Here is a 26,138-nt window from a genome sequence, read left to right as displayed (position 1 = left end):
TATTATTAAAGGTTTTTATTCACTTTAGTGGTACTTGTTATTCTTTTTCTGGTTCAATTTTATAAAAAATATAGTGGGATTGTTCGGTATTTGCAAAATAACAAGCTTGAATAAATACGCTGTTCTCTTCATCAACAACTTTATAGACAATGATAACATTGTTAATAAGTGTCCAGTAGTAACCGTTAAATTTGAATTCTGGGAAGTCAGCTATACCTTCTGCTTGTGTTTCTAGTGAATGTGATAGCAAAATTTTTGACCGATTAAAAACTATTCGGTGATTAATATTAAATAACCGACCTAGTGCTTGTATAGCCTTTTTACTCCAAACAACACGATAATTCTTACCTTCCATGTTGTACCTCTTTAATTATTTTCATAAAATCTTCTTCATTTTCGATATAAATATTTTCTGTTTCGGAATCCCGTAATTGCTTTAAAACTTCTTTATTTTGAAAAATCACCTTTGTCATTTCATCTCTTTGTTTTTTTGAGGATACTGTACTAATTACTGGGCTTATTTGATAATGACTCCCATCTAATTCAAAAATTAAATTTCCACCCTCATCAATTATCTTTTTCATCATTTGGGCTTCCTGTCCTTCTAATTTTCTCATGGTTATCCCTCCTGAATAAATTATAACATTATATTTTGGAAAATAAATTTGATGAAATGGGAAAAAATATCTGTTTATTTTAAATCTGCACTTTTTAAGTGCATTTTTTAATATTTTTTGGAAATAACTAGACTAGTAGACCTGAAATGGAGGAATAGAAATGCTAAAAGAACTTATTGTTGATGACTATGGTGTAAATTTATCAAAGAAAAGTGAAAGGCTGATAATAAAGAAAGATGGAAAGGTCATCGAAGAAATTGCAATAAAAGAGTTGGAAGATCTTATTATTACAAGTAAATGTGGTGTTGTATCAATTGCATTATTAGAAGAGCTAATAACAAACGGAACTCAAATTCATTTTGTTAATTATAAGGAAGAGCCGTTTATCACTGCTTATACACCAGCTTTGCATGGTTCAATTAAAGCGCGACGAGAACAGCTTCTTAGTTATCATGATGAGCGGGGTGTTTTATTTATTAAGGAGTGTATTACAACTAAAATCCAAAATCAAATTAATGTTATTAAATACTTTTTAAAAAGCCGTAAAGAACTAGATGTGGCTAATATATTAAAGGAAGAAATTCAAGGAATGAAGAAAAGTATTAAAGCTATCGAGCAACTACATGCTTTATGTATAGATGATATTCGGCTTTCTATTGATGCATATGAAGGACAGGCCGCTAAACGCTATTGGAAATGCGTCAGATTCATTTTAGAAGATAAAATAGACTTTCCTTCGAGAAAACCTAGATCAAAAGATATTGTTAATATGATGCTAGATTACGGATACGCCATACTTCGTTCACGCGTAACCTCGTCTATTATTCGGTCTGGATTAGAGCCTTATGGCGGATTTCTACATGTAGATCGATCTGGAAGACCTTCATTAGTATTAGACTTCATGGAAATATTCAGGCCAGCTGTTGTTGACCGAGCCATTATTTCAATTTTAACAAGAGGGTTTCAGCCTAAGTTGGAAGAGAAAGAGGATGGTCAATTATTTATGAATAAACCTACTTTAAGCACAATAAGAGATTACATTAATAAGCGTTTAAATAGTCGCGAAGAATTTCAAGGGAAAGATTATATGGTAAAAACAATCATTCAAATGCAAGCTCGCATGCTTTCTTCGTTTTTTAAAAGAGAGGGAGAATTTAAAGGTCACACGTCAAGGTGGTAGCATTGAATATTTTATTAATATATGATATTTCAGAGGATCGGCTTCGTACGAAAGCTTCGGAAATGTGTAAAGATTATGGGTTAGTACGTGTACAATATAGTGCTTTTTTTGGTCAATTGAATAGTAATTTACGAGGGGAATTGCAAAGAAGACTAAAAGCTCTATTAAAAGAGAGTTCAAGAAGCAGTGTTATTATTTTTCCATTAAGTCAAGATAGTTTAGATAAAGTTATTTATATTGATATTCATTATTCAGAAGATGCAGTTTAAAAAATAAGGATGTGATTATTATTGCTTACAATTACTGATTTAAAGCAATTTGTATATTGTCCACGAGTTATTTACTATACATATGTCCAACCAGTACCAAAAAAACCAACATTTAAAATGGTGTATGGTCGAGAGCAACATACAGAGATGAATAAGAAGGAAAAAAGAAGAGGATTAATACAATATAAATTAATTGAAGGAGAACGAATTTTTGGATACCCTATTCGTTCTCAGGAATTAGGATTATCAGGGAAACTGGATATTTTAATTGATACAAAAAATGAATTAGGCCAACGTTATTTTCCTGTAGAGTGCAAAGATACTGACAGGGGGATATTTAATAATATAAAATATCAATTAGTTGCATATGCTATGTGCCTGGAAGAAATGACGGGAAGCACAGTTTCAGAAGGATTTATTTACATAATACCAGAGAAAAAGGCTTATAAAATAATAATTACAAATGAACAAAAAAAATATGTTCGTAAAATGATTTCAATGATTAATAAAATAATCAATGAGGAGCATTATCCAGAACCTAGAGCTAGGAAAAGATGCTGGGATTGCGAATTTATTCGTTATTGTAATGATCATGATATATCATCACAACAAGAACAAAAAGAGAAAAACTTAGAACTAGTAAAACAATTATTTAATACAAAGGAAAGAATATAATTATTGTAATGTATTTGCGATCAATGCTATGTAAATGATGGAAAATCTATTTTGTTTATTGATAAATAATAACGCAAGGATTTGTAGCGAATTAGCGAAGAATGTAACTGCATATATAGATACTTTGGAAAAGACGCATTCAATTTAAATTGGATGTGTTTTTTGTTAGTAAAACCTCGCTTATTTGGGTAATTTATTAATAAGGATTTTGCCAGAAAAGTCATTAATAAAATGGATTTCGAAGGAGGTTGACCATTTATTGCAGAACAGGGAAATTCGTAATAAAATGGAAATAGATAGATAGTAAGATTTTTGAAACCTTTGATACATATGCTTTTGACCGTAGTTAGCAAATGCGGTATCAAAGCAGAGCCTCGCGATTAGAGGATTGAAATTATACACCAAATTTTGAGTTAGATTTCAGTTTTTTGTATCAAAGCAGAGCCTCGCGATTAGAGGATTGAAATTTACTATCTCACCATTTTTTAAATAAGTGATTTTATGTATCAAAGCAGAGCCTCGCGATTAGAGGATTGAAATTTATAAAGAAGAGATAGGTTCATTCAACTTCTATACGTATCAAAGCAGAGCCTCGCGATTAGAGGATTGAAATATATTTATCACTACTTTACAAATAATAATCACACCTGTATCAAAGCAGAGCCTCGCGATTAGAGGATTGAAATATAACACCTATGTATATTCCAAATCCTAATTTTGATCGTATCAAAGCAGAGCCTCGCGATTAGAGGATTGAAATCCTAAATGAATTTTATTTGCACATGCGTCCTCGCAAGTATCAAAGCAGAGCCTCGCGATTAGAGGATTGAAATGCAGTAGAACGAGCAATTATACCATTGGCAGAAAAAGTATCAAAGCAGAGCCTCGCGATTAGAGGATTGAAATCTCCTACTAAGATGTCCTCATACATTACTTTTACCGTATCAAAGCAGAGCCTCGCGATTAGAGGATTGAAATGTTTAACATATTTAAGTATGCTTGTTGTGTTTCTAGTATCAAAGCAGAGCCTCGCGATTAGAGGATTGAAATATGTAAGAGCATGTCCTGCGTCGTCATATGTGCCTAGTATCAAAGCAGAGCCTCGCGATTAGAGGATTGAAATAATAATGCAATATCACAACTAAGCACACGTATTTCAGTATCAAAGCAGAGCCTCGCGATTAGAGGATTGAAATGTAACAATATGCAAACAATTATTCGTTAATCGAACTGTATCAAAGCAGAGCCTCGCGATTAGAGGATTGAAATTTCAGTCATTCCGATTACGAAAGCATATATCCATTGGTATCAAAGCAGAGCCTCGCGATTAGAGGATTGAAATTAATTTCTGCAACTTGCCCATTTACAATTGACACATGTATCAAAGCAGAGCCTCGCGATTAGAGGATTGAAATACGATTACAAGAGAAACCATTAAGGGAATATCTTGAGCGTATCAAAGCAGAGCCTCGCGATTAGAGGATTGAAATCACCTGCTGAACTGTTTTGATTTATGTTCTAAATCCGTATCAAAGCAGAGCCTCGCGATTAGAGGATTGAAATTGAGAAGTATCGTGTATTTGTTTGTCCTGAAATACTGTATCAAAGCAGAGCCTCGCGATTAGAGGATTGAAATCCCAATTGGTACCGTCAAAAATGTAAACAGTCCGAGGTATCAAAGCAGAGCCTCGCGATTAGAGGATTGAAATAAATAGACCGTTATTCCATCGGTTCGACCGAACGAATTGTATCAAAGCAGAGCCTCGCGATTAGAGGATTGAAATGAATAGGAGTTGATATTATGGGAGCGTTTTTTATAGTATCAAAGCAGAGCCTCGCGATTAGAGGATTGAAATGTGTTCGGGGACATAGACATTTTTTAACAGAATATTGTATCAAAGCAGAGCCTCGCGATTAGAGGATTGAAATAGAGAATGTCCATCGCCGGCGATAACTTTCTATATCGTATCAAAGCAGAGCCTCGCGATTAGAGGATTGAAATAATTATTCCCGATAGCCAAGTTTTCAACTTTGGAGGTATCAAAGCAGAGCCTCGCGATTAGAGGATTGAAATAATGTATTGTAGCTTGAGCCAAATTCGTGGAATCTAGTATCAAAGCAGAGCCTCGCGATTAGAGGATTGAAATATTGCAAGAATTGAAGCAGCTGATGCGGCTAATGAAGTATCAAAGCAGAGCCTCGCGATTAGAGGATTGAAATTATTTACCTTCTGCGTACTCTCCTAACACAGCACGAAGTATCAAAGCAGAGCCTCGCGATTAGAGGATTGAAATCCATTAACAGACTTTTTAGTTATGTTTGGAATATTGTATCAAAGCAGAGCCTCGCGATTAGAGGATTGAAATTTATAAATACTGAAGTTCGGTGTGTTGTGAACATAAAGTATCAAAGCAGAGCCTCGCGATTAGAGGATTGAAATCTTCTAGAAAACCCGTCAAATGTTAAAATTTTGTCAGTATCAAAGCAGAGCCTCGCGATTAGAGGATTGAAATCCATAAGTGGACATCTTGCTCCACTTCTTAGAGGTCTGTATCAAAGCAGAGCCTCGCGATTAGAGGATTGAAATCTTATGTGGCTCTAAGGTTACGTTGCTTTCCGAAGAGTATCAAAGCAGAGCCTCGCGATTAGAGGATTGAAATTCTTAAAAGGATAGCCGGGAGCTACCCGGCTGTTAGTATCAAAGCAGAGCCTCGCGATTAGAGGATTGAAATCATTTAAAGTACCTACTGTGATTGCATCAGCCACAAGTATCAAAGCAGAGCCTCGCGATTAGAGGATTGAAATATTATTTGTCAAAGTGAATGAAACCTATTTCATGTCGTATCAAAGCAGAGCCTCGCGATTAGAGGATTGAAATAATAGTTATTTTTATCAACTAACCATGCTGCAATGTGTATCAAAGCAGAGCCTCGCGATTAGAGGATTGAAATTAATGTAATTTTCAATTTCTCCAACTCCTCAGTAAGTATCAAAGCAGAGCCTCGCGATTAGAGGATTGAAATGATAAAAGTTTCATTTTATCGGCTGAATTAATTAAAGTATCAAAGCAGAGCCTCGCGATTAGAGGATTGAAATGATTGAAATACTATCCCAAAGTTTATCAAATACCTTAAAGTATTCTGTATCAAAGCAGAGCCTCGCGATTAGAGGATTGAAATCTTCATTGATACCACACCCCTTTTCTATTAATTTAAGTATCAAAGCAGAGCCTCGCGATTAGAGGATTGAAATGATAGGCAAGATTCATTGAACTGTAATATTGCAATTGGTATCAAAGCAGAGCCTCGCGATTAGAGGATTGAAATAGATTAATTGCATCAGGAGGTGTAGTTGGTTGTGTAGTATCAAAGCAGAGCCTCGCGATTAGAGGATTGAAATTTTGAACATAGATAAATCTTCTTACCTTTAAAGAACGTATCAAAGCAGAGCCTCGCGATTAGAGGATTGAAATTTAAATAGTTCTACTTTCTTTTTCTTCTTCCGTTTTGTATCAAAGCAGAGCCTCGCGATTAGAGGATTGAAATCTCATTGACCAAGCGCCTATATTAGCGGTTATTAAGTATCAAAGCAGAGCCTCGCGATTAGAGGATTGAAATTAGATTTTATCCAAGCAAAACTAACAAAAGAACAGTTTGTATCAAAGCAGAGCCTCGCGATTAGAGGATTGAAATGTTTATCTATTAATACTGAAAGCAAATCAATTTCAGGTATCAAAGCAGAGCCTCGCGATTAGAGGATTGAAATTAAATAAACGATACCCATAATTATCTGTGAGATGCAGTATCAAAGCAGAGCCTCGCGATTAGAGGATTGAAATCGTTTCCAGGATTAAATTTAAGCGCTCGATCTACTTGGTATCAAAGCAGAGCCTCGCGATTAGAGGATTGAAATATTATAAGTATTTACCGTCCGACGTTATCAACAAAGTATCAAAGCAGAGCCTCGCGATTAGAGGATTGAAATTGATAAACATGTATTTGTCCTCGAATGGGTCATACAATGTATCAAAGCAGAGCCTCGCGATTAGAGGATTGAAATATTCCAGAAAAGCCGGGCTTTGGAAAAATATTATTGTATCAAAGCAGAGCCTCGCGATTAGAGGATTGAAATTTGCATCCACTCCAAGAACAACGAGATAGTGTTCGAGTATCAAAGCAGAGCCTCGCGATTAGAGGATTGAAATAAACTTACAGATAGCTGCACTCCACCTTCTGAATAAGTATCAAAGCAGAGCCTCGCGATTAGAGGATTGAAATATGCTTTTACAAAAGAATTAAAAGTTTTACCTTTTTGGTATCAAAGCAGAGCCTCGCGATTAGAGGATTGAAATATGATGGGATCGGTGCAGGTCAGATTGCTGATTTGTGTATCAAAGCAGAGCCTCGCGATTAGAGGATTGAAATTTCTTTATAGTTGCCAGCTTATTTATAGCGTTCTTTTGTATCAAAGCAGAGCCTCGTGATTAGAGGATTGAAATATTATCATTGACCATACTCGGTCTTTGAAACCAGATGATCGCTGCCTTATTGGAGGGACTAATACAAAGTCTATATCATCCATATGCGTGGGTAAAGATTTCGTATCTAAGTGATTCCTATTCGATTTAACATGAGGGTGGTTAATTTTTATTCGATTTACATGGTCACTTTTGGGTTGATCAATAATCTATGTTTGTAATGTTACTATTGTAATTAAGAAGTCGCTCCCTTGGTGTTGCATCAAAGATTTAAATTCAGGTAAATGGAAGGTTTATACAAGTTAAAATAGAACTAGTTTTAAATATAGTTTTATCTTCATCTAAATTTTACCTAAAAAGTTTAAAGCTTAAGCGGGGTATTTAACAATGAACATTTTTTTAAAGTCTAAAAAGCTTTTGAAGGTGTTATTCAGATTTTTTTATTCGAAAATGACTTCAAATAAAAATATAAAAATAAAAAAGCATACTATCATTCTTATAACTGGTATGAGTTTATTTATATTGAATGTAGCAACCTTTTTTTATGTCCAAAGTGATAAAAACATTAATTTGACAAAAAATGTTAATCCTGTTGCCTCAGAAAAAACGAGTGCTGATCTCACTGCTCAAGAATCTGAAACTAAAAACGAGGAAGAGGATGCTGATTTTTTCGGAAAAAAAGGTCTAAATATTCCGTTTGATCAATTTATAGAAGATTTTAATATGGTAGCTTCTAATTACGACTTTCCTTTTACGCTTGATGGAAGCGGCGTGAAAAATATCAGTGCAATTTTAGATAACAGCGATTCTGCGGATCATTTAGAGCTCGGTGTTGCTTTAAATGAAAATGATAATATATATTCGATTGATGTTATTACGACTCTAACAACAAATACCAAGAAAAACACTGAAATAGAATATTTTATGGCAATTGTTTGTCGGACGTTAGAACCTGATATAGATGATGAAACATGGTCAAAATTTTTTAATGAATTGGGGTTATTAGGTGATAAATCATTAATAGAGTATCCATATGTCCAACTAAGGGATAAATTATATCATCTAACTAGGTCAGGTGATACTTTTACCCTATTGATAACGAAAAGAGAAGAAGAATAAAACACATCATTTTCACGTGAAGATAAAAGAATAACTGCGCAAATAAAAGAATAAATAAAGATAGAAAGGTTGATCTGTGTATAGTTCAACCTTCTTGTATGTTTCTGTACTTTAGATTTATTTGCTTAACAGGTCAAGGTGCTTTTCCGCAATTTCGATTGACATTTATTCCCACAACAATTTTGACCCAATCTTCTGGACAAGCTGTTTACTGTTAATTCTACGAGTTTTACGAATTTCGGCACGGGCAGATGCGGTTTCGTGTAGGAATTTTTCTACTTCTGTTTCAGGAATTACCTTTGGAACCTCAGTAGGCTTACCATCCTCACCAATAGCTACAAAAGTTAAAAACGATGTTGCACATACAATTCGTTCACCAGTAAATAAATCTTCTGCTATTACCCGAACAAATACCTCCATTGAGGTAGTATGTGTCCACGTAACAAAAGCTTCCAGACAAACTTCACTATCAACCTTGATGGGCTTAAGAAAGTCGATTGAATCCGTAGATGCTGTTACACAGTTTAAGCGGGAATGCTTGCGGGCAGATAGAGCAGCTACATCATCTATATAAGCCATTAGCTTGCCACCAAACAATGTTCCATGATTATTTGTATCCGGTGGGAGAACATGACTAGATTTAAAAATCCTTGATTCACTTACCCGTTTCGTACTATTCATAACGATCAATCCTTTCGAATTCTAGTTATTCTAATAGTATCATTCATTATCAATAAAACATGTGAATTGTTTGTAATTTTTAAAATTTTAATATTACAAATCAATTAGGATAGGTTCCTAGTTGGTAGTCATCGTCTGATTAATAGGTATCAGCACTTATATTAATAAGAAATAAAGTAGGGCACGCTCCAGAATGGTAGGTTTAAAAAAACCTATATTTATTCTTTTAAAAATGCACATAATCTTAGATCGAATCACCCTTATGCAGAACGCAAAATAACACATAACCAGATGACAAACAATAAAGTCCACTTATCAGATGAAATCAGCATTATACAAAAAGAAAAATAACACTCCAATTGATACACTACAAAATTAATTTCAATAAGAAGATGACTTGAATAAGAAATAAAACGGTCACGAATTAACCATATATTTACAGGGAATAAAATCAAACTTTGGAAATAAATAAATATAAATACTATTTACAAAATTCAGATAATATATTTTAATAGGATAGTATAACTATACAATCAAGGGTTTGGAGGGAGAAAGATGAAAAACATGAAAGGATTAATGCTAGCGATGACATTAATGCTAGCGATGTTTCTAGCTGCTTGTGGTGGTGGCAATCAATCGACTACTAGCGGCGGTCAAACGGACGAGCCTACTGGTGAGGCAGAACAGGGAGCTGCTTCAGGACCAGTAGAAGCAAAAATTGGAGTTATTTCTTGGATAACTGGCTCTGGGGCTGGTTATGGCGAAGCTATAAAAAATGGGGTTAAGTTAGCATTAGAAGAAATCAATACAAAAGGTGAAGTAAAGCTTGAAGTATTAATTGAAGATTCAGCAGGGAAGCAGGAACAAGCCTTATCAGCTGCACAAAAGTTAATCAACTCAGAAAATGTAACCGCTTTATTAGGTCCTACATTAAGTACTGAAATGCAAGTTGTTGGTCCAGAGGCAGATTTAAGTGGAGTGCCAACAATGGGAACGTCCGTTACTGCGCAAGGAATTCCACAAATTGGTGATTATATTTTCCGAGATTCAATTCCTGAGTCTTTGGCTATTCCAGCTTCGATTAAAAAAGCAGTTGAAAAATATGGGGTAAAAAATGTAGCGATTATGTATGGAAATGACGATGTGTTTACAAAGTCAGGCTATGATACAATGCACCAAGTTGCAAATGAAATGGGCTTAAATATTCTTACAGAGGAAACGTTCCAAAAAGGTCAATCTGATTACAATGCTCAATTAACAAAAATAAAAAATTTAAATCCTGACTTAATTCTTTGCTCAGCTTTATATAACGAAGGTGCAGTAATTATGAGCCAAGCTAGAAAAATGGGACTTGATATTCCGTTTGTTGGTGGAAACGGATTTAACTCACCAGAAGTAATTACAATTGCTGGCGATGCAGCAAACGGTTTAATTGTAGCAACACCTTGGTTTAGTGGTAAAGATGATCCGAAAGTTCAAGAGTTTATTCAAAAATATAAAGATGCTTATGGAAAAGATCCAGATCAATTTGCAGCACAAGCTTATGACGGTTTTTATTTACTAGCAGAAGCTATTAAAAATGCCGGTGAAGCAGATCGTGACAAAGTGCGTGATGCATTGGCAGCCATAAAAGACTTCCCAGGCGTTCTTGGAAATATGTCTTTTGACCAAGATGGTGACATTGTGATGGATCCAACTGTTTTAGTCATTGATGGTGGCGAATTTAAGTTATTTGAATAAATGTCAGTACTAGTTACTTAAAGATAATTTTTATAAGATAGATGGTCCTAAAATAGTGTTAGAGCGTTTATCGGTAAATTACTATTTTTATGGATATCTATCAAATAAAAACAACTGAAAGGAGAGGCACCGGCTTATGTTTTTAGAGCAATTAATTAACGGCATAACGCTTGGCAGTATTTATGCGATTGTAGCTTTAGGATACACGTTAGTATTTGGTGTTCTAAATATAATCAATATGTCACACGGAGAAATCTTTATGTTCGGTGCCTTTATGGGAGTGCTTATTACTCATACTTTTGAATGGCCTTTATGGATTGCCTTTTTAATTGCTATTGCCGTAACTGGTGTTATGGGATACTTTTTGGAAAGATTTGCATTAAGGCCACTTCGTGGAAAGCAAGGTGTTTCACACCTTGCTCCTCTTATAAGTACCATAGGGGTATCTATTTTTCTCGAAAATCTAGCCCATCATTTATTTGGAGCTGGGAATCATCCATTCCGTACGTCTTTTTCCGAAATTAGTATTCAAGTTGGTTCAATAACGATTTATGTCGTGCAAATCGTTATTTTTGTTATAGCTGTAATTTTGATGATGGGACTATCTTATTGGCTATCAAAAACAAAGGCAGGAAAAGGGTTGCGTGCAAGTGCAGAAAATTTAGCTGCAGCTAGCCTACTTGGGGTTGATACAAAACGAATGATTACTTTTACGGTAATTCTTGCATCAGCAATGGGAGGAATTGCCGGGATTCTAGTTGGAATGGCATTTAATTCTGTTACACCGCAAATGGGACTTTCGATGGGATTAAAGGGGCTTGCCATTATTATTTTAGGCGGTATGGGTAGTGTACGAGGAGCAATGGTTGGTGGCTTAATTTTAGGGTTATCCGAAACGTTTGTCGTTGCGTTTGGAGATTCAGGATATCGTGATGCCATAGCTTTTATTGCAATTATTATCATTCTATTAGTTCGCCCACAAGGCCTGTTTGGTTCGGCGATTCCAGAGGCAAGGCGGTGATAGAATGTTAGAAAGTATGATTAATCCATATTATTTACAGGTGGCCTCTTTCGTACTCATTAACATTATTCTAGGAATCAGTATGTATATTACATTAGCAACAGGACAGATTTCATTAGGAAATGCTGGCTTTATGGGTATTGGAGCCTACACTTCTGCGATCCTTACTCTTCAGTATGATGTGCCGATTGTTGTAGGAATATTATTGGGATCAATAGTTGCTGGTGCTGTCGGATTATTAGTAGGCTTACCAACATTGAGGTTGCAAGGAGTGTTTTTAGCAATCGCAACACTAGGATTCGGTGAGGTTATCCGTGTTCTTTTCATCAATTGGGAATCGATAACAAGTGGTGCAATAGGGATTTCGGGAATTCCTCACATGGGCCGTGAAATTTTAGCAACAGTAAAGCAATGGGGAATAGAACCAGCTAACTTAGGATTACGAAACAATCAATTTATCAGTCTATCAGTCTTTCTATTATTACTTTTGATTGTAAGCATTTTGCTATGGTTTTTTATGAGACAAAATCATTCGCGGGTTGGTCGGGCTTTTGCAGCGATCAAAATGGATGAACGAGCTACAGAAGCAATGGGTGTAAACATTACATATTATAAAATTTTAGCATTTGTTCAAGGAGCAATGATCTCAGGATTTGCAGGAGCGTTATATGCGCATGTAACAGCTTATATTAGCCCAGCTGATTTTTCGTATCATCGGGCAGTAGAAATTTTAATTTTTGCTGTATTTGGTGGAAGCGATATTATTTGGGGTCCAGTCTTTGGTGCTGCATTCCTAACATCAATGCCAGAATTTTTGCGATTCATTGCTGACTATCGTTTTATGATTTATGGTGCAATTTTAGTAGCAATGATGGCGTTTAGACCGCAAGGTATTTTGGATGCAAATGTTCTAGGGTGGTTTAAAAAGGCAAAGCAAAGAAAGCAAGTGAAATCTGTTAATAGGGGGGCGGGACATGGTTCTTGAAGTAAAACAAATACGAAAAAGCTTCGGTGGTCTTCAAGCGTTATCAAATGTTTCGTTCTCAATTGAAGAAGGACAAGTTTTTGGTTTGATTGGGCCAAATGGTGCTGGGAAAACGACGATGTTTAACTGCATAACAGCTATGTTTCCGCCAACTTCGGGGGAAATCTTGTTTTTTAATGAAAAAATAACTGGACTTAAGCCCCATCAAATAACAGAGAAAGGAATTTGTCGGACGTTCCAAAATATCCGTTTATTCCAGCAAATGACCGTTATTGAGAATGTTATGGTGGGTACGCACTGTCGTACAAAAGCAGGCGTATGGCGGAGTGTATTCCGAACAAAAGGTCAAAAGCAGGAGGAGAAAGTAGTAAAGGAAAAGGCAGAGGAGCTTCTCGAGCTTGTTGGTTTGCTAGATTTAAAAGATACAGCTGCTGAGAATTTAGCATACGGACAGCAAAGAAGATTAGAAATTGCCCGAGCGTTAGCGAGTTCTCCTAAACTATTACTACTTGATGAACCTGCAGCGGGAATGAATGAGAAGGAAACTAACGATTTATTAGAACTTGTCAAGCTCATTAAAAGTAAAGGTTATACAATTTTATTAATTGAGCATGATATGCCCCTTGTCATGAAGGCTTGTGACCGAATCGCAGTTCTGAATTTTGGAGAAAAGATTGCCGAAGGAACACCAACAGAAATACAAAATGATCCTGTAGTTATTGAGGCTTATCTTGGTCGAGAGGAGGCGGATGAGCTTGCTTAAGGTTCAAGAGATATGCACGTATTACGGAAATATTCAAGCGTTAAAAAATGTATCGTTACATGTAAAAGAAGGAAGTATTGTTACGATTCTTGGTGCAAATGGAGCAGGAAAAACGACGACAATGAACACGATAAGTGGTTTGCTCAAGCCAAGAGAGGGGAAAATATTTTTCTATGATGAAGAAATTACAAAGTTGCAGCCGTATCAATTAGTTCGAAAGGGAATTGCCCTTGTTCCTGAAGGCCGAGCAATCTTAACGACAATGACTGTTCTTGAAAACTTAGAAATGGGCGCTTATCATCGTAACGATAATGGGGTCAAGGATGATTTAGAAATGGTAATGGATCGTTTTCCAATTTTACGAGAGCGGAAAGGTCAATTAGGCGGCACACTTTCTGGTGGACAGCAGCAAATGCTTGCGATTGCAAGGGCGCTAATGTCAAAACCAAAGCTGTTATTATTAGATGAACCTTCAATGGGGCTGGCTCCGCTTATTGTTCAAGATATTTTCAAGATTGTAAAAGAAATTCGCGAGTCGGGGACAACGGTATTAATCGTGGAACAAAATGCACGACAAGCATTAAAAATTGCTGACTACGGTTACGTTTTAGAAACCGGTAAAGTTGTAGTCGAAGGTCCAGCCTCTCAATTAATTGAGGATACTAGTATTAAAGAAGCTTATTTAGGGCATTCATAAACAGAATTGATCGAAGATGCCAGTATTAAAGAAGCTGATTTAGGGCATTCATAAACAGAATTGATCGAAGATGCCAGTGGTAAAGAAGCTGATTTATGGCATTCATAAACAGATAAAAAACGCATGGATTTTAGTTGAACCTCAAAGTTTAATTTTTGGTTCAATACAGATAAAATTTAAATCCATGCGTTTTAAATTTTTATTTTTAATAAGGAAATCTTGTACATTTTATTTGGATTTCTAGAAATTTGAGAAATGGATTATTAGTGAACACTAGAGTCGGACCCAAAAGCTGGGCGCCTCGAAGCTGACATTTCCCAGCTGTTTTTGCAGACGCCAGATCATAATTGCTGAAATACTAATTAACAAGTTATTGCTGAAATACTAATTAACAAGTTGATAATAAGGACACCAGATCCGTTATTTAATGGAATACTACATAATAATCTGTTTATGCGTACACCACATCCGTTATTTAATAAAAATCATACGAAAATAGCGTCTGAACAAGCGAATAAGGAATTCTATGTCCGCTAAAATTAATATTCCAACCATTTTTCGAAAATAGCGGAACGTATGTCCGTAACTTATTTCAAAAGCCTTAATTTGCACAATTCAATTACTATAAAACAGCTTAGAACATTATTCTCGTTCGAAAGCATAACAACGACAAACTTTCCAAGTCAATGGATAGAACGAAATTTGAATTTAAGTCATTGGTGGATCAGTAGTGGTAACAGAATGGGTAAAGCAGGAGACACCCAGATTAACTTTTAAAGTGAGTTGGGTAATTTATTAGCGGCTTCTTTTTCCCGTATAGTTCCTAATTGCTTAATCAAATAATTTTCGTTATCATGTTAAATAGTGGAATTGAATTCATATTATGGTAGGATGGGTTGTTCATGCAAAAAGCACGTATAATTTATAATCCAACTGCTGGGAGAGAAATTTTCAGACGGTATTTACCTGATGTGCTTAATAAGCTTGAATTAGCGGGCTATGAAACATCATGCCATGCAACGAAAGGTCCTGGAGATGCAATTGAAGCAGCTAGGCAAGCTACTGAGCGTGGGTTTGACGTCGTTATTGCAGCAGGTGGAGATGGAACAATTAATGAAGTCGTCAATGGATTAGCTGAACATGTAGTACGTCCAAAGCTTGGGGTCATTCCTGTTGGGACTACAAATGATTTTGCAAGAGCGATTCACGCAAATAGATCAATTGATAAGGCGTGTGAAATAATAACAGATGGATATTCAAAAAAAATTGATATTGGAAAAATGAATGACCAATATTTTATCAATATTGCTGGTGGCGGACGGATTACGGAACTAACGTACGAAGTGCCAAGTAAATTGAAGACTGTTTTGGGGCAGCTTGCTTATTATATTAAAGGTGTAGAAATGCTTCCAACATTGAAGCCGTCTCCTGTAAGAATTGAATATGATGGCAAACTATTTGAAGGCGAAGTAATGCTATTTTTAGTTTCTAATACGAACTCTGTTGGTGGTTTTGAAAAGCTGGCACCTAAAGCAGCATTAGACGATGGAATGTTTGACTTTCTTATTTTAAAAAAATCAACAATGGCTGATTTTGTACGAATTGCTACTTTGGCTTTACGAGGCGAACATTTAAATGATGAGTTAGTTATTTATACAAAAGCGAACCGAATTAAAGTGACCTCTGAGGAAAAAGTACAGTTGAACCTTGATGGTGAATATGGTGGAATTTTGCCAGCAGAATTTACTAATTTATATCAGCATATTGAAATTTTTGTACCAAAGGATTAGAGTAAAGTACTGGTTTGGTAAAGTTGGAGGATAGATATTGCGAAAGTTAATCGGATGGTTTCTTAAAAGTTAGGGCAACCCAGTTTCATGTCAAGAATTTTAAAATGGTAAAATGGGGGTAAACCAGTAGCAATGGTTTGCCTTTTTTCGATATATGAAGTTCAATTTTTACATGAGAATTTTTTATAAAATATTCTAGGACACCCGTGACTTTTACTTTAGTCGTGAGAGGTTCAGATGTACTGAATTGGACGGTTTGCAACGGTTAATCTGATTTCATTAAAAGACAAAAAATGTAAAGAGGAAGAATGATATGGCAAAACAACAAGCTCCCATTCAAAAAAACGAAATAGTGGAGGCTACATTCGTAGATTTAACACATGATGGCGCTGGTGTCGCTAAAATTGAGGGATTTCCGGTATTTGTTCCAAACGGACTTCCGGGGGAACGGGCCCAAATAAAAGTGGTAAAAGTAAATAAGGGCTATGGTTATGGGCGAATTGTTGAGCTAAATGAGCGAAGTCCTGAGCGAGTCGAGCCACCATGCCCCATCTATAAACAGTGTGGTGGTTGTCAGCTTCAACATCTAAAGTATGAGGCACAGCTTATATTTAAACAAAAACAAGTTCAGGAAGTGTTAAATAGAATTGGGCGATTAGAAAATGTGAAAGTTCATCCAGTTTTAGGAATGAGCGAGCCGTGGCGCTACCGAAATAAATCCCAGGTTCCAGTTGGTGAAAGGGAAGGTGGGCTTGTGGCTGGTTTTTATCAGCAACGTAGCCACACGATTATTAATATGGAAGAGTGTTTGATTCAAGCAGAAGCAAATGACCGCATTGTTCAAGGGGTGCGCACGATTGCTGAGAAATATGGCATACCAGCCTATAACGAACAAACACATCAAGGAATTCTTCGCCATATTGTCACTAGGTACGGTAGACAGTCTCAGGACGTCATGGTTGTGTTAATTACACGAACAGAAGAACTTCCTCATAAAGGTAAAATAATTAAAGAGATACTGGAAGCATTCCCACAGGTTAAATCTATAATTCAAAACATCAATACTAAGCGTACAAATGTTATTTTTGGAGAACAAACAAAAGTGCTTGCGGGTGAGGAATATTTATATGATTCCATTGGTGATATAAAGTTTGCGATTTCCGCACGGTCTTTTTATCAAGTGAATCCTGAGCAAACAAAGGTTTTATATGATAAAGCGTTACAATATGCGGAACTTACTGGCGTAGAAACTGTCATTGACGCCTACTGTGGCATCGGAACAATCTCGTTATTTCTCGCGCAAAAAGCTAAAAGCGTTTACGGTGTGGAAATTGTGCCTGAGGCAATCGAAGATGCTAAGCGTAATGCAAAACTGAACGGTATTGAAAATGTTGAATTTGCGGTAGGGAAAGCAGAGGAAGTGATCCCTAATTGGTATAAGAATGGGATTAAGGCTGATGTGATTGTAGTCGATCCGCCACGTAAAGGCTGTGACGTCGAGCTATTAGATACTATCATTGCAATGAAGCCGAAGCGGGTTGTATATGTATCTTGCAACCCAGGTACATTAGCACGTGATTTGCGAATATTAGAGGACGGCGGCTTTCAAACAGTTGAAGTGCAGCCAGTGGATATGTTTCCGCATACAAGCCACGTTGAGTGCTGTGTAGTGCTATATCAAAAGGACTATATAGACGAAAAAACAGGCAAAGAAATGAATATTGAAGTAGCAGCGGAATTGTAATTTAGCTGTGATAAAGGGCATCTGCAGAAATGTAGGTGCCTTTTATTATGGTTAAATATATCAAATGCCATTAGCGAATAGGATTTAAGTCCACAACTCAGATAAGTTGTTTGTAATCCATTTTGCCAGTGAAGAGTCACTAAGTTTTAAAAATGCTTCATAGACATGATAATTGTCCCCAAGCTTCCTCTCTTCTTTTATCAATGCATGTAAAAATTGTTCAATATCGTACCTGATTTGCTTATTGTTAAAACCATTTGATCCTAAATTATACATTATGAATTGCTTAACAATTTCGGAATCCTCAGCAATTTCCCAGCATCTAGCTAGTTCTTCCCATTCGTGTCCTTTGAATTGAAATGCCAAAATTTTCAACTCGCAAAGCATAATCAAAATATCCTTTATCAATATCAATATAATCCCTTATACCTTTGATATGAGTATTGCGGACAGTTTGAGCCAGCAGTGCGCTGTTTTGAGCCACTGAATGCAGATGTTTGATCAAATAACTGCGGAAAGGAAATCCACTACTATTGTTCTGCCATAATAAGAGCGAATACTATTGTCCGCCACCATTGACTTAACTTTTGCCCGTGTTGAGGAACAACCGCAGGTCTGCCATAAATAATGCCAAATAGGCACACCTACTCAAGTATGATTGTTTCTGGCAAATAATTGATGTATATTTTGGCGGTATGTTTATTAAATTTACTGAATTATAATTCAACGAATAACTGTATAGATACTAATATTTATACAATTGCTCTTACATCAATGACAGTGTAAGTTAATTGAATCAGATTAGTTTAGAATATTGAACAATATGGGGCTATTGTTCAGTAACGTTACTGCAAAAAAATCGGAAAATGCCGTATATTCTATTCAACTAACTTGTAATATTGTAAAATATTACTATAACCTAAATATCAGGGGGCTAATATGAAAAAATATTTGTTATTATGTATGATTTTATTAGTTGCTGTGTTTGGAACATCAAATGTAATGGCAAAGGATGGTGATGCAATAAGTCTTGATGGAGCAATGTTAATTGAAGGAAAGACAATGCTACCGTTAAGAAGTATCTTTGAAAATTTGAACGCCCAAGTTGTTTGGGATAGTAGTTCTAATACTGTTACAGCTACAAAAGAGGATACAAAGATCATAATAAAGGTAAATTCTAGTACAGCAACGGTTAACGGCGAACAAAGGTCTATTGATGTACCAGCTAAAATAATTAATAATAAAGTAATGGTACCTGTAAGATTTGTAAGTGAAATATTAGGGGCAAAAGTGGAATGGGACGAAAAAAACAGAACAGTTTCTGTTGAATCAATAGAAAAAACAATTTTAATAAAGGTAAATGAAGAGCCAGTAAAAAGTGTGACGAAAGAAAAGAAAAACTGGTACTATTTTGCTAGATTTGACGAAATAAAAAACGGAAATTCATACAATTCATATTTTGACATAGATAAACAAAAGCTAATAAACTTTGGAATTACAAATAATGATACAGACCCAAGAGGTTTGAAGGTTGGTGATTGGTTATATCTTAAATCATCTGAAGGGGGTTATAACGGAACTCCATACCATCCTTTTATCTATAAGATAAAATACGATGGCAGTGTAAAGGAAAAAATTGACTTTTCTCCAGATACGTTTGCGGAATTAATCACAGACGGAAATCACATCTATTTTTTATACAGCAACAACTATAAAGAGAGCGAAAAGCTCTATAAGATGGACTTAGATGGTACGAGTATAGAGCCAATTATAACGTTAGAAGAGAATGAAAGTTTTAAAGATCTTCATATTGCAAACGGAAGTTTTTATTATTGGAGTTATGAACCTGATAGAGAAAAGAATAAGTTATATCTTAGAATTTATAAATTATCTTTAGATGGAACTCAAAGAGAAGAATTATTTGAACTAGAAAATCCTCACGGATATGGTGGATTACATTCAAGCTCTCTTTGGTCTGATAATATTTTAGTTCTATCCAATGGCGTGGAATATGAATATATAATTTTTGATGCAAATACACATAAGACCGCTACTTATAAGCTTCCAGTGCAAGAAGGTGGAATTTCTATAATAAGGGGATATCAAAATGGATACTTATATTTTGAAAAATTTACATCAGAAGGTGATTTCTTAAGGAAGATTAAAGTTGGTTCTACAACCTATACCGACCTAACTAAACTCGGTAATGGAAAAGTGCCATTTTTATATACAAAAGACTATATCTATTTTATTCAATTTCCAATTAAAGTAACCAAAATTAAAAGTTAACAATTTTACAAAATCTTAAATAGTCCCTGTCATGGCGATGGGGACTTTATTTTAATTTCATGATGTGTTATTCTCCATATTTTCAATCATTAAAAACATTACTTCCATGAATGATTAACATTCATATTCACCTATTAACTTTAGTATTGATTAATTATGAATCAAATACGTAATAGAATACTATTTGTGCTTTTTGCGTTACTTTTGACTAAGGCATATAGTGATTTAAAATCTCAGAATCTTGATAGATCGCCAGATTCTACTGGATCAGCAGCAGAAGTATTTTTGTTTTCGGGATGTAATGTAACGGGGACAATGGTTAGTTTTTGTTGAGAATATGAAAAGTACTTCCTTTAATTGATACGTTAATCATACCAGGAGGTGCTAGTATATTATATGCGTGTTTGAACGGACTTACGTTATTCCAAATGGGTCTACTTTATCAAAAGCATGTATATCAACATTACAATAATCATTTGATATATTCTATTAATTCATCCGTTAACTCTTTTTTTCAAGTTCATCAAGTGAAAATCCAATTATTTGTTCGCCTTTAAAATCAAAAACATTTATTAATCGCTGCCCGCCAGAAAAGCGACAATACAATATTTTGTCCATTTTATAAATCACCTCAATAAGAATGCATGTTCCTTGTATAGTATAAAGACAATTGTTCCTATGTAAATACTTAACCAATAAAAAATAAGAACAAGGTCATAATATTTTCAGATAATTTAGGGAAAATGATTTCCACTAATGGTACTATTTAACTATCAATACCGAAGGGGAGGGAGTACAATGAAAAGCATTTTTTATACTGTAATATCTTTAATGCTTGTAAACTCTTTAACTGCATGTAATCAAGAAAGTTTAATTAATAAATCAACTGAAAAAGAATTGGTGGTTCTATCAAAAAGTTTTCGGTGACAAACATGGACAAACTATAATAAGCCAGCTATTGCAAGATTATTACAGAAGACCCGCTTTTGTTGACGAGCTTGGGAAGATAAAGTAACAATAAGAAGGCCTACTAGGAATGAAGACATATTGTAAAATTTGATAGTATTTTGATGCAATAAATATTGCATGTCTAGATAAATGTTTAGTCTTGGATTATATAGTAACTATTTGGTTGTAAAACTGGAGAGATTCATCTTGAAAAAGTATAAAACATTATTATTTGACGCAGATGATACATTATTGGATTTTGGTACAACAGAAAGCTTTGCGTTGCGAAAGCTTTTTGAAGAACAAAATATGACTTTAACTCAGGAAATCGAATTACATTATAAACAACTTAATAAACGACTCTGGAAATCGTTTGAAGAAGGAAAGCTAACACGCGAAGAGGTTGTTAATAGTCGTTTTACGATTTTATTTAGCGAATATAATCAAAAGGTAGATGGGGTCATTCTTGAAGGTGCGTATCGTACTTACTTGGATCAAGGTCATCATCTTGTCGAAGGAGCTTTGCAATTATTAACAAGATTACAGAATGATTTTGACCTGTATGTTGTCACGAATGGTGTATCTAAAACTCAGCATAAGCGTTTACGTGATTCAGGGATAAGTCCATTGCTAAAGGGGATTTTTGTGTCAGAAGATGCTGGTTTTCAAAAACCGAGAAGGGAATTTTTTGATTATGTTTTTACAAGAATTGTGAACTTTTCAAGTGATCAAACAATGATTATTGGGGATTCACTACATGCAGATATTAAAGGTGGCAACTTAGCTGGCATAGATACGTGTTGGTTTAATCCTGATAAGAATCAAAACGATTCGGATATTAACCCAACCTATCAAATCCAAAAGTTAGCGGATCTTTATCAAATTCTAATTTGAATATAATAATTAATAAAGTCGATCTTCTTAAACTGAACCCGATTTGTAGGTATAAATTACAATTCGGTGCAGTTTTTAAGAAGTCGACTTTTCTTTGTAGTATGCTTAGTTTATCGTTGCGGTTCAACTAAATTGTTATGCTAGTGTTTAGAGTTTTATTTTAATTATTATTTGTGGCGTGTAATCGCTTATCGTTACGCCCTATTCTACAATATATTTACTTTGTGCCAAACAATCGATCTCCAGCATCACCAAAACCTGGTTTTATGTAACTTTTTTCATTTAATCCTGGATCCATAGCCCCTAGATAAATATCTACTTCAGGATGGTCTTTTTGAATGACTTCAATTCCCTCAGGGACTGCGATTAGGCATAATAATTTAATATGCTTTGCCCCTCTATTCTTGATAGCTTGAATTGCTGCTGACGCAGAACCACCTGTTGCTAACATTGGGTCAATGACTATTAATTCTCTCTCTTCAATATCCGTTGGTAATTTCACATAATATTCCACGGGCTTTAATGTTTCAGGGTCTCGATATAGACCGATATGACCGACTTTAGCAACAGGTATCATATTTAAAATCCCGTTAATCATGCCTAAACCGGCTCTCATGATAGGAATGACTCCTAATTTCTTTCCGGATAACATTTTAGCCTTAGTCTTACAAATAGGTGTTTCAATCTCAACTTCTTCTAATGGTAAATCTCTTGTTATTTCGAAAGCCATTAATGTAGAGATTTCGTCTACTAGCTCACGAAATTCTTTAGGCCCCGTATCTTTGTTGCGAATAATGCTCATTTTGTGTTGAATCAGTGGATGATCTAGAACGTAAACATTTCCCATGCTGTTGCCTCCTTTAATTGCCATAACTCCTTCAAAGTGTACATAACAAAAATAAATAAATCAAGACAGAACGATGAATAAAATTACGCTAAAATAGTTTCTCGATGTTTATAAGTGACTTATAAAAGGTTTTTCGATATAGTCTTTTTATAAGTGGTTATTAATATTTAGCTATTTTCACGTTGTTAAAAGGTTTTTCCGGTTAATCCGGTTTAACCTGGTTGAAATGGAACCTTTTTATAATTTAAATCTTAAAATAAGTTGATTTGGAGAGATTAAGTGTGCAAGTAACTGTAAATGATATTTTAACAATTGAGCAATTTAATAATGTCGAAGTCATTGCTGGACTTTCTGGACTAAATCGTGTGGTAAATAATGTATTTTTTATGGAAGTTCCAGATATTTATGCTTTTATAGATGAAAATGGTTTATTATTGACGACACTTTATCCGATTGCCGATAATGAAGCGGCAATTAATAATTTTATACCAAGGTTGATAGATCGGAAAATTGCGGGGATTGCAATTAAACCGGGGCGCTATATTGATGAAATACCAGAATTAATGATTGAACAAGCGAACGAATATAATATTCCTATAATTTTGTTACCGGGCGATGCGAATTTATCACTATTAACAAACACTATTTTAGAATTGCTATTAGGGATCAAAACATCGATTCTTGAATTTCGGGACAAGGTGCATCAGCAGTTAATGGAGTTATTGCTAAAGGGTTCAGATTTACAACATTTAGTACAGGCTTTAGCTGAAATAGTAAATAATCCAATTGTGCTTCTAGACAATAAAAACGAGTTAATTCATTCCTCGATTAATACTAAAGATGCAGCATTTAAAGTTTTGCCACATAAACAAAATGCAACAAAAATGAACAATTTTAAGATTCGATTAGGCGAAAAGATGTATGAAGGTGATTATATATATATTCAGCCGATCTATGGTAATAAGGAGGAGTTATTTGGACAAGTAGTAGTTTTGCTAAATAAAAAGGAAAGTCTATCTGATTCAATAATCGCCGCACTAGAGGAAGCGTCGTTATTGTTTGGAATTGTATTTCAACGAGAGAAAACAATTGTTCAAAAAGAACGAAACTATTTAGATGCATTCATACGCGATATTTTTAACGACCAATATAATTCCCAAACAGAGGTCATTGAAAAGGCCAAAATATACAAATGGCAATTCCATTTCCCGGTTACTTTGTTAAACATTCAAGTAAACATTGACGATGTTGATAAAAAACGTGCAATTTCCTATGAAATATTGGAATCTGGGCTAGTTGAAAGAATTGTTTCAGAAATAATGGACATTTCCGCAGAAAATTGTAAGTTAATTTATTACAACGATTCTCTTATTTGTTTCATCAGTGTATTATTTGAAAATAGATTGAAGCAAAGGGTAAAGAAAGCAGGGGAAAGGTTAATAACGTATTTCAAACAGAAGGGTGAACTATCTATTGGTGTGTCGGAAAGTGTTTATAATATTTCCAAGTTAAAAGATGCATATGAGCACTCGGTGTTAACGTATAAAATTCAAAAGAAAATTCTCAAAGGAGCTACGTTTGTAAAGTTTTATGAAGATTTAAGTATGTACAAGCTATTTTATCAAATAGATGACGAAGCGTTTTTACAACGATATGTTGAGGAAAAAATCGGGAATATTATTGAGTATAATAATAAAAAGGATTCCAATTTGCTTGAAACAATCGATTTTTTAATAAAAAATAATTGGAATATCCAAAAGACTGCTCAAGATATGTTTATCCACTACAATACGCTGCGATACCGTGTAAATAAATTAAAAGAGCTAGGAATAAATACAGAAGATGGCTTTGAATTAACCGATATTTCGGTAGCCATCCAGTTATATCAATATTTAAATACAAAATAAATCTTGTTCATAATTTGTACAAATGACGTTGTATCTTCTCTTGAAGCGCAACGTCTTTTGTACTTTTTTAATACATTAATTAGTCTATTGGTCAATACTTAACGAATAATTGTTAATTGTTTTGTGAATTATTAACAATGAATGATTAAAGTTTTGCTGATATTATGTGCTTGAGTACAAGGAAGGAGGTACATAATAGGCAACATAACTCTTGAGTTACATAAATGAATCAGTTAAGGGAGGTTTCCCATGACACAAACCAAAGTAAGGTTTTGGCAGAAGGCTGATGTTGATGGTTTTTTCGGATTATTTACAAACAATTTAACAAACATACTAGTAATGGCAGGGTTGCTAAATATTTCGATTGGTTTGCCAGCTAACATCGCATATGGACAAATTCTTCCGGCAGTTGGACTTTCCATGTTTGCTAGCAGTCTGATATATACATGGATGGCTTATCAACTTGCAAAAAAAGAAGGTAGAAATACGGTAACCGCATTGCCTTCAGGGACAAGCGTACCACATATGTTTTTAATTGTCTTTTTAATTATGGGTCCGGTGTACTGGAAAACTGGTGATCCGTATTTAGCATGGTTTGCGGGATTGGCCTGGGGATTTGTTGAAGGACTCGTTGAGCTTTTAGGGGCTGCTATTGGCCCGAAGGTAAGAGAACTATTACCTAGAGCTGCAATGTTAGGTTCCCTTGCGGGTGTGTCATTAACTTTCATCGCCATGACACCGGCAATGCAAACATTTGATTTACCATACATTGGCTTAATATCCTTAGTCATAATTTTTCTAGGCTGGTTTGGAAAAATTAAATTTCCGTTTCATATACCAGTAGGATTGTTTGCAATTATAGTTGGAACCATAATTGGCTGGTTAACTGGTTTTATGGACATTAAAGAAGTATCAGAAGCAGCTAAACAGGTCGAGTTTTCATTGCCAACTTTTTCAATTGAACGAATTATGAATGGTTTTTCGGAAGCGGCACCTTATTTAATCGCAGCGATTCCATTAGGGATTTACAATTTCTTCGAAACGATTGACAACATTGAAAGCGCTGAGGTTGCGGGTGACCATTACAACACAAGACAAGCTTTATTAGCAGATGGATCAACGACAATCCTAGCAAGTTTATTTGGTAGTCCTTTCCCAACAGCCGTATTTATTGGTCATCCAGGCTGGAAGGAAGCTGGTGCCCGACTTGGCTATGCATGGGCAACAGGTTTAGCGATACTATTATTGACTTGGTTAGGGCTTATATCCTTGCTATTGACAATTATTCCGTTAGAAGCAATTGTACCGATCTTAATATATATTGGACTGATTATTGGCTCGCAGGCATTCCAAGCTGTTGATCTGAAATATGCTCCGGCAATTATACTAGCAATCATTCCTTGGGTAGGGAACTGGGGGCAAAACATAGTCGATACAGCGTTAACTAGTGCAAATACAAGCGCTGAAACTCAGTTGATAGGATAGGGGGCAATGA

At 35.2% G+C, this 26,138-nt stretch carries 20 protein-coding genes and 1 CRISPR repeat array; of the genes, 15 read left to right on the top strand and 5 right to left on the bottom strand.

Annotation, left to right across the window (positions count from 1 at the left end):
• Positions 1-37 precede the first annotated feature (37 nt).
• Together D612_RS0105500 and D612_RS0105495 are read right to left on the bottom strand one after the other, a co-directional pair.
• A complete protein-coding gene (locus D612_RS0105500; protein WP_017754494.1) occupies positions 38-355 on the bottom strand; it encodes a type II toxin-antitoxin system RelE/ParE family toxin in 318 nt (105 codons plus the stop codon).
• On the bottom strand, positions 345-617 hold the full coding sequence (locus D612_RS0105495) for a hypothetical protein (protein ID WP_017754493.1): 273 nt from the start codon (positions 615-617) through the stop codon (positions 345-347). The genes D612_RS0105500 and D612_RS0105495 overlap by 11 nt, the downstream gene beginning before the upstream one ends.
• 160 nt (positions 618-777) lie before the next feature.
• On the opposite strand from D612_RS0105495, the gene cas1 reads away from it, so the two are divergent.
• The 4 genes from cas1 (at position 778) to D612_RS0105475 (ending at position 8,337) form a co-directional block, all read left to right on the top strand.
• Positions 778-1,797 carry a CRISPR-associated endonuclease Cas1 gene (gene cas1 / locus D612_RS0105490; protein ID WP_017754492.1) on the top strand — a complete coding sequence of 340 codons (1,020 nt, stop codon included), beginning with the start codon at positions 778-780 and terminating at the stop codon, positions 1,795-1,797.
• A gap of 2 nt (positions 1,798-1,799) precedes the next feature.
• The gene (gene cas2, locus D612_RS0105485; protein WP_017754491.1) at positions 1,800-2,066 is read left to right on the top strand and encodes a CRISPR-associated endonuclease Cas2; all 267 of its coding nucleotides are present in this window, start codon (positions 1,800-1,802) and stop codon (positions 2,064-2,066) included.
• 21 nt (positions 2,067-2,087) lie between these two features.
• Positions 2,088-2,741 (top strand): CRISPR-associated protein Cas4, encoded by a 654-nt coding sequence (gene cas4 / locus D612_RS0105480; RefSeq protein WP_017754490.1) that lies wholly within the window; start codon positions 2,088-2,090, stop codon positions 2,739-2,741.
• 358 nt (positions 2,742-3,099) lie between these two features.
• A CRISPR array of direct repeats spans positions 3,100-7,239; the repeat unit is 37 nt; unit sequence GTATCAAAGCAGAGCCTCGCGATTAGAGGATTGAAAT.
• Positions 7,240-7,605: 366 nt separating this feature from the next.
• On the top strand, positions 7,606-8,337 hold the full coding sequence (locus D612_RS0105475; RefSeq protein WP_017754489.1) for a hypothetical protein: 732 nt from the start codon (positions 7,606-7,608) through the stop codon (positions 8,335-8,337).
• Positions 8,338-8,502: 165 nt separating this feature from the next.
• Here the strand turns inward: D612_RS0105475 and D612_RS0105470 are convergent, their stop codons facing one another.
• The gene (locus tag D612_RS0105470; protein ID WP_017754488.1) at positions 8,503-9,018 is read right to left on the bottom strand and encodes an acyl-CoA thioesterase; all 516 of its coding nucleotides are present in this window, start codon (positions 9,016-9,018) and stop codon (positions 8,503-8,505) included.
• A gap of 555 nt (positions 9,019-9,573) precedes the next feature.
• On the opposite strand from D612_RS0105470, the gene D612_RS0105465 reads away from it, so the two are divergent.
• The 7 genes from D612_RS0105465 to rlmD all read left to right on the top strand — a co-directional run bounded on the left by D612_RS0105465 (position 9,574) and on the right by rlmD (position 17,758).
• Positions 9,574-10,758, top strand: a complete 1,185-nt coding sequence (locus D612_RS0105465) for an ABC transporter substrate-binding protein (protein WP_017754487.1) — start codon at positions 9,574-9,576, stop codon at positions 10,756-10,758.
• 136 nt (positions 10,759-10,894) lie between these two features.
• Positions 10,895-11,779: a branched-chain amino acid ABC transporter permease gene (locus tag D612_RS0105460; protein ID WP_017754486.1), complete on the top strand. Its 885-nt coding sequence runs from the start codon at positions 10,895-10,897 to the stop codon at positions 11,777-11,779.
• A 4-nt stretch (positions 11,780-11,783) separates the two neighbouring features.
• Positions 11,784-12,764, top strand: coding sequence for a branched-chain amino acid ABC transporter permease (locus D612_RS0105455; protein ID WP_017754485.1), 981 nt, complete (start codon positions 11,784-11,786; stop codon positions 12,762-12,764).
• Complete coding sequence (locus tag D612_RS0105450) at positions 12,754-13,527, top strand: ABC transporter ATP-binding protein (RefSeq protein WP_017754484.1); 774 nt, start codon at positions 12,754-12,756, stop codon at positions 13,525-13,527. The genes D612_RS0105455 and D612_RS0105450 overlap by 11 nt, the downstream gene beginning before the upstream one ends.
• Positions 13,520-14,224 carry an ABC transporter ATP-binding protein gene (locus D612_RS0105445; RefSeq protein ID WP_017754483.1) on the top strand — a complete coding sequence of 235 codons (705 nt, stop codon included), beginning with the start codon at positions 13,520-13,522 and terminating at the stop codon, positions 14,222-14,224. Before D612_RS0105450 ends, D612_RS0105445 begins: the two co-directional genes overlap by 8 nt.
• Before the next feature lie 902 nt (positions 14,225-15,126).
• The gene (locus D612_RS0105440; RefSeq protein WP_017754482.1) at positions 15,127-16,014 is read left to right on the top strand and encodes a diacylglycerol kinase; all 888 of its coding nucleotides are present in this window, start codon (positions 15,127-15,129) and stop codon (positions 16,012-16,014) included.
• Between the two features lie 313 nt (positions 16,015-16,327).
• A complete protein-coding gene (rlmD, locus tag D612_RS0105435) occupies positions 16,328-17,758 on the top strand; it encodes a 23S rRNA (uracil(1939)-C(5))-methyltransferase RlmD (RefSeq protein ID WP_017754481.1) in 1,431 nt (476 codons plus the stop codon).
• A gap of 84 nt (positions 17,759-17,842) precedes the next feature.
• On the opposite strand, the gene D612_RS0105430 is transcribed toward rlmD, so the two are convergent.
• Positions 17,843-18,124, bottom strand: a complete 282-nt coding sequence (locus tag D612_RS0105430; protein WP_154649439.1) for a hypothetical protein — start codon at positions 18,122-18,124, stop codon at positions 17,843-17,845.
• A gap of 573 nt (positions 18,125-18,697) precedes the next feature.
• Here D612_RS0105430 and D612_RS18655 point away from each other — a divergent pair.
• A complete protein-coding gene (locus tag D612_RS18655) occupies positions 18,698-20,047 on the top strand; it encodes a stalk domain-containing protein (protein ID WP_017754479.1) in 1,350 nt (449 codons plus the stop codon).
• A gap of 1,155 nt (positions 20,048-21,202) precedes the next feature.
• Positions 21,203-21,889, top strand: a complete 687-nt coding sequence (locus D612_RS0105410) for a YjjG family noncanonical pyrimidine nucleotidase (RefSeq protein ID WP_017754476.1) — start codon at positions 21,203-21,205, stop codon at positions 21,887-21,889.
• 217 nt (positions 21,890-22,106) lie between these two features.
• Here the strand turns inward: D612_RS0105410 and upp are convergent, their stop codons facing one another.
• Positions 22,107-22,736, bottom strand: a complete 630-nt coding sequence (upp, locus tag D612_RS0105405; RefSeq protein ID WP_017754475.1) for a uracil phosphoribosyltransferase — start codon at positions 22,734-22,736, stop codon at positions 22,107-22,109.
• Positions 22,737-23,017: 281 nt separating this feature from the next.
• Here upp and D612_RS0105400 point away from each other — a divergent pair, with 281 nt between their 5' ends.
• Positions 23,018-24,643 (top strand): PucR family transcriptional regulator, encoded by a 1,626-nt coding sequence (locus D612_RS0105400; RefSeq protein ID WP_017754474.1) that lies wholly within the window; start codon positions 23,018-23,020, stop codon positions 24,641-24,643.
• Between the two features lie 249 nt (positions 24,644-24,892).
• Positions 24,893-26,128, top strand: coding sequence for a SulP family inorganic anion transporter (locus tag D612_RS17950; RefSeq protein ID WP_017754473.1), 1,236 nt, complete (start codon positions 24,893-24,895; stop codon positions 26,126-26,128).
• Positions 26,129-26,138 lie beyond the last annotated feature (10 nt).

The sequence above is a fragment of the Calidifontibacillus oryziterrae genome (assembly GCF_000331575.1).
Taxonomy (GTDB): Bacteria; Bacillota; Bacilli; order Bacillales; family Bacillaceae_J; genus Calidifontibacillus_A; species Calidifontibacillus_A oryziterrae.
The sequence above is the reverse complement of the archived record's forward strand: the minus strand, read 5'-3'. Positions and strand labels throughout refer to the sequence as shown.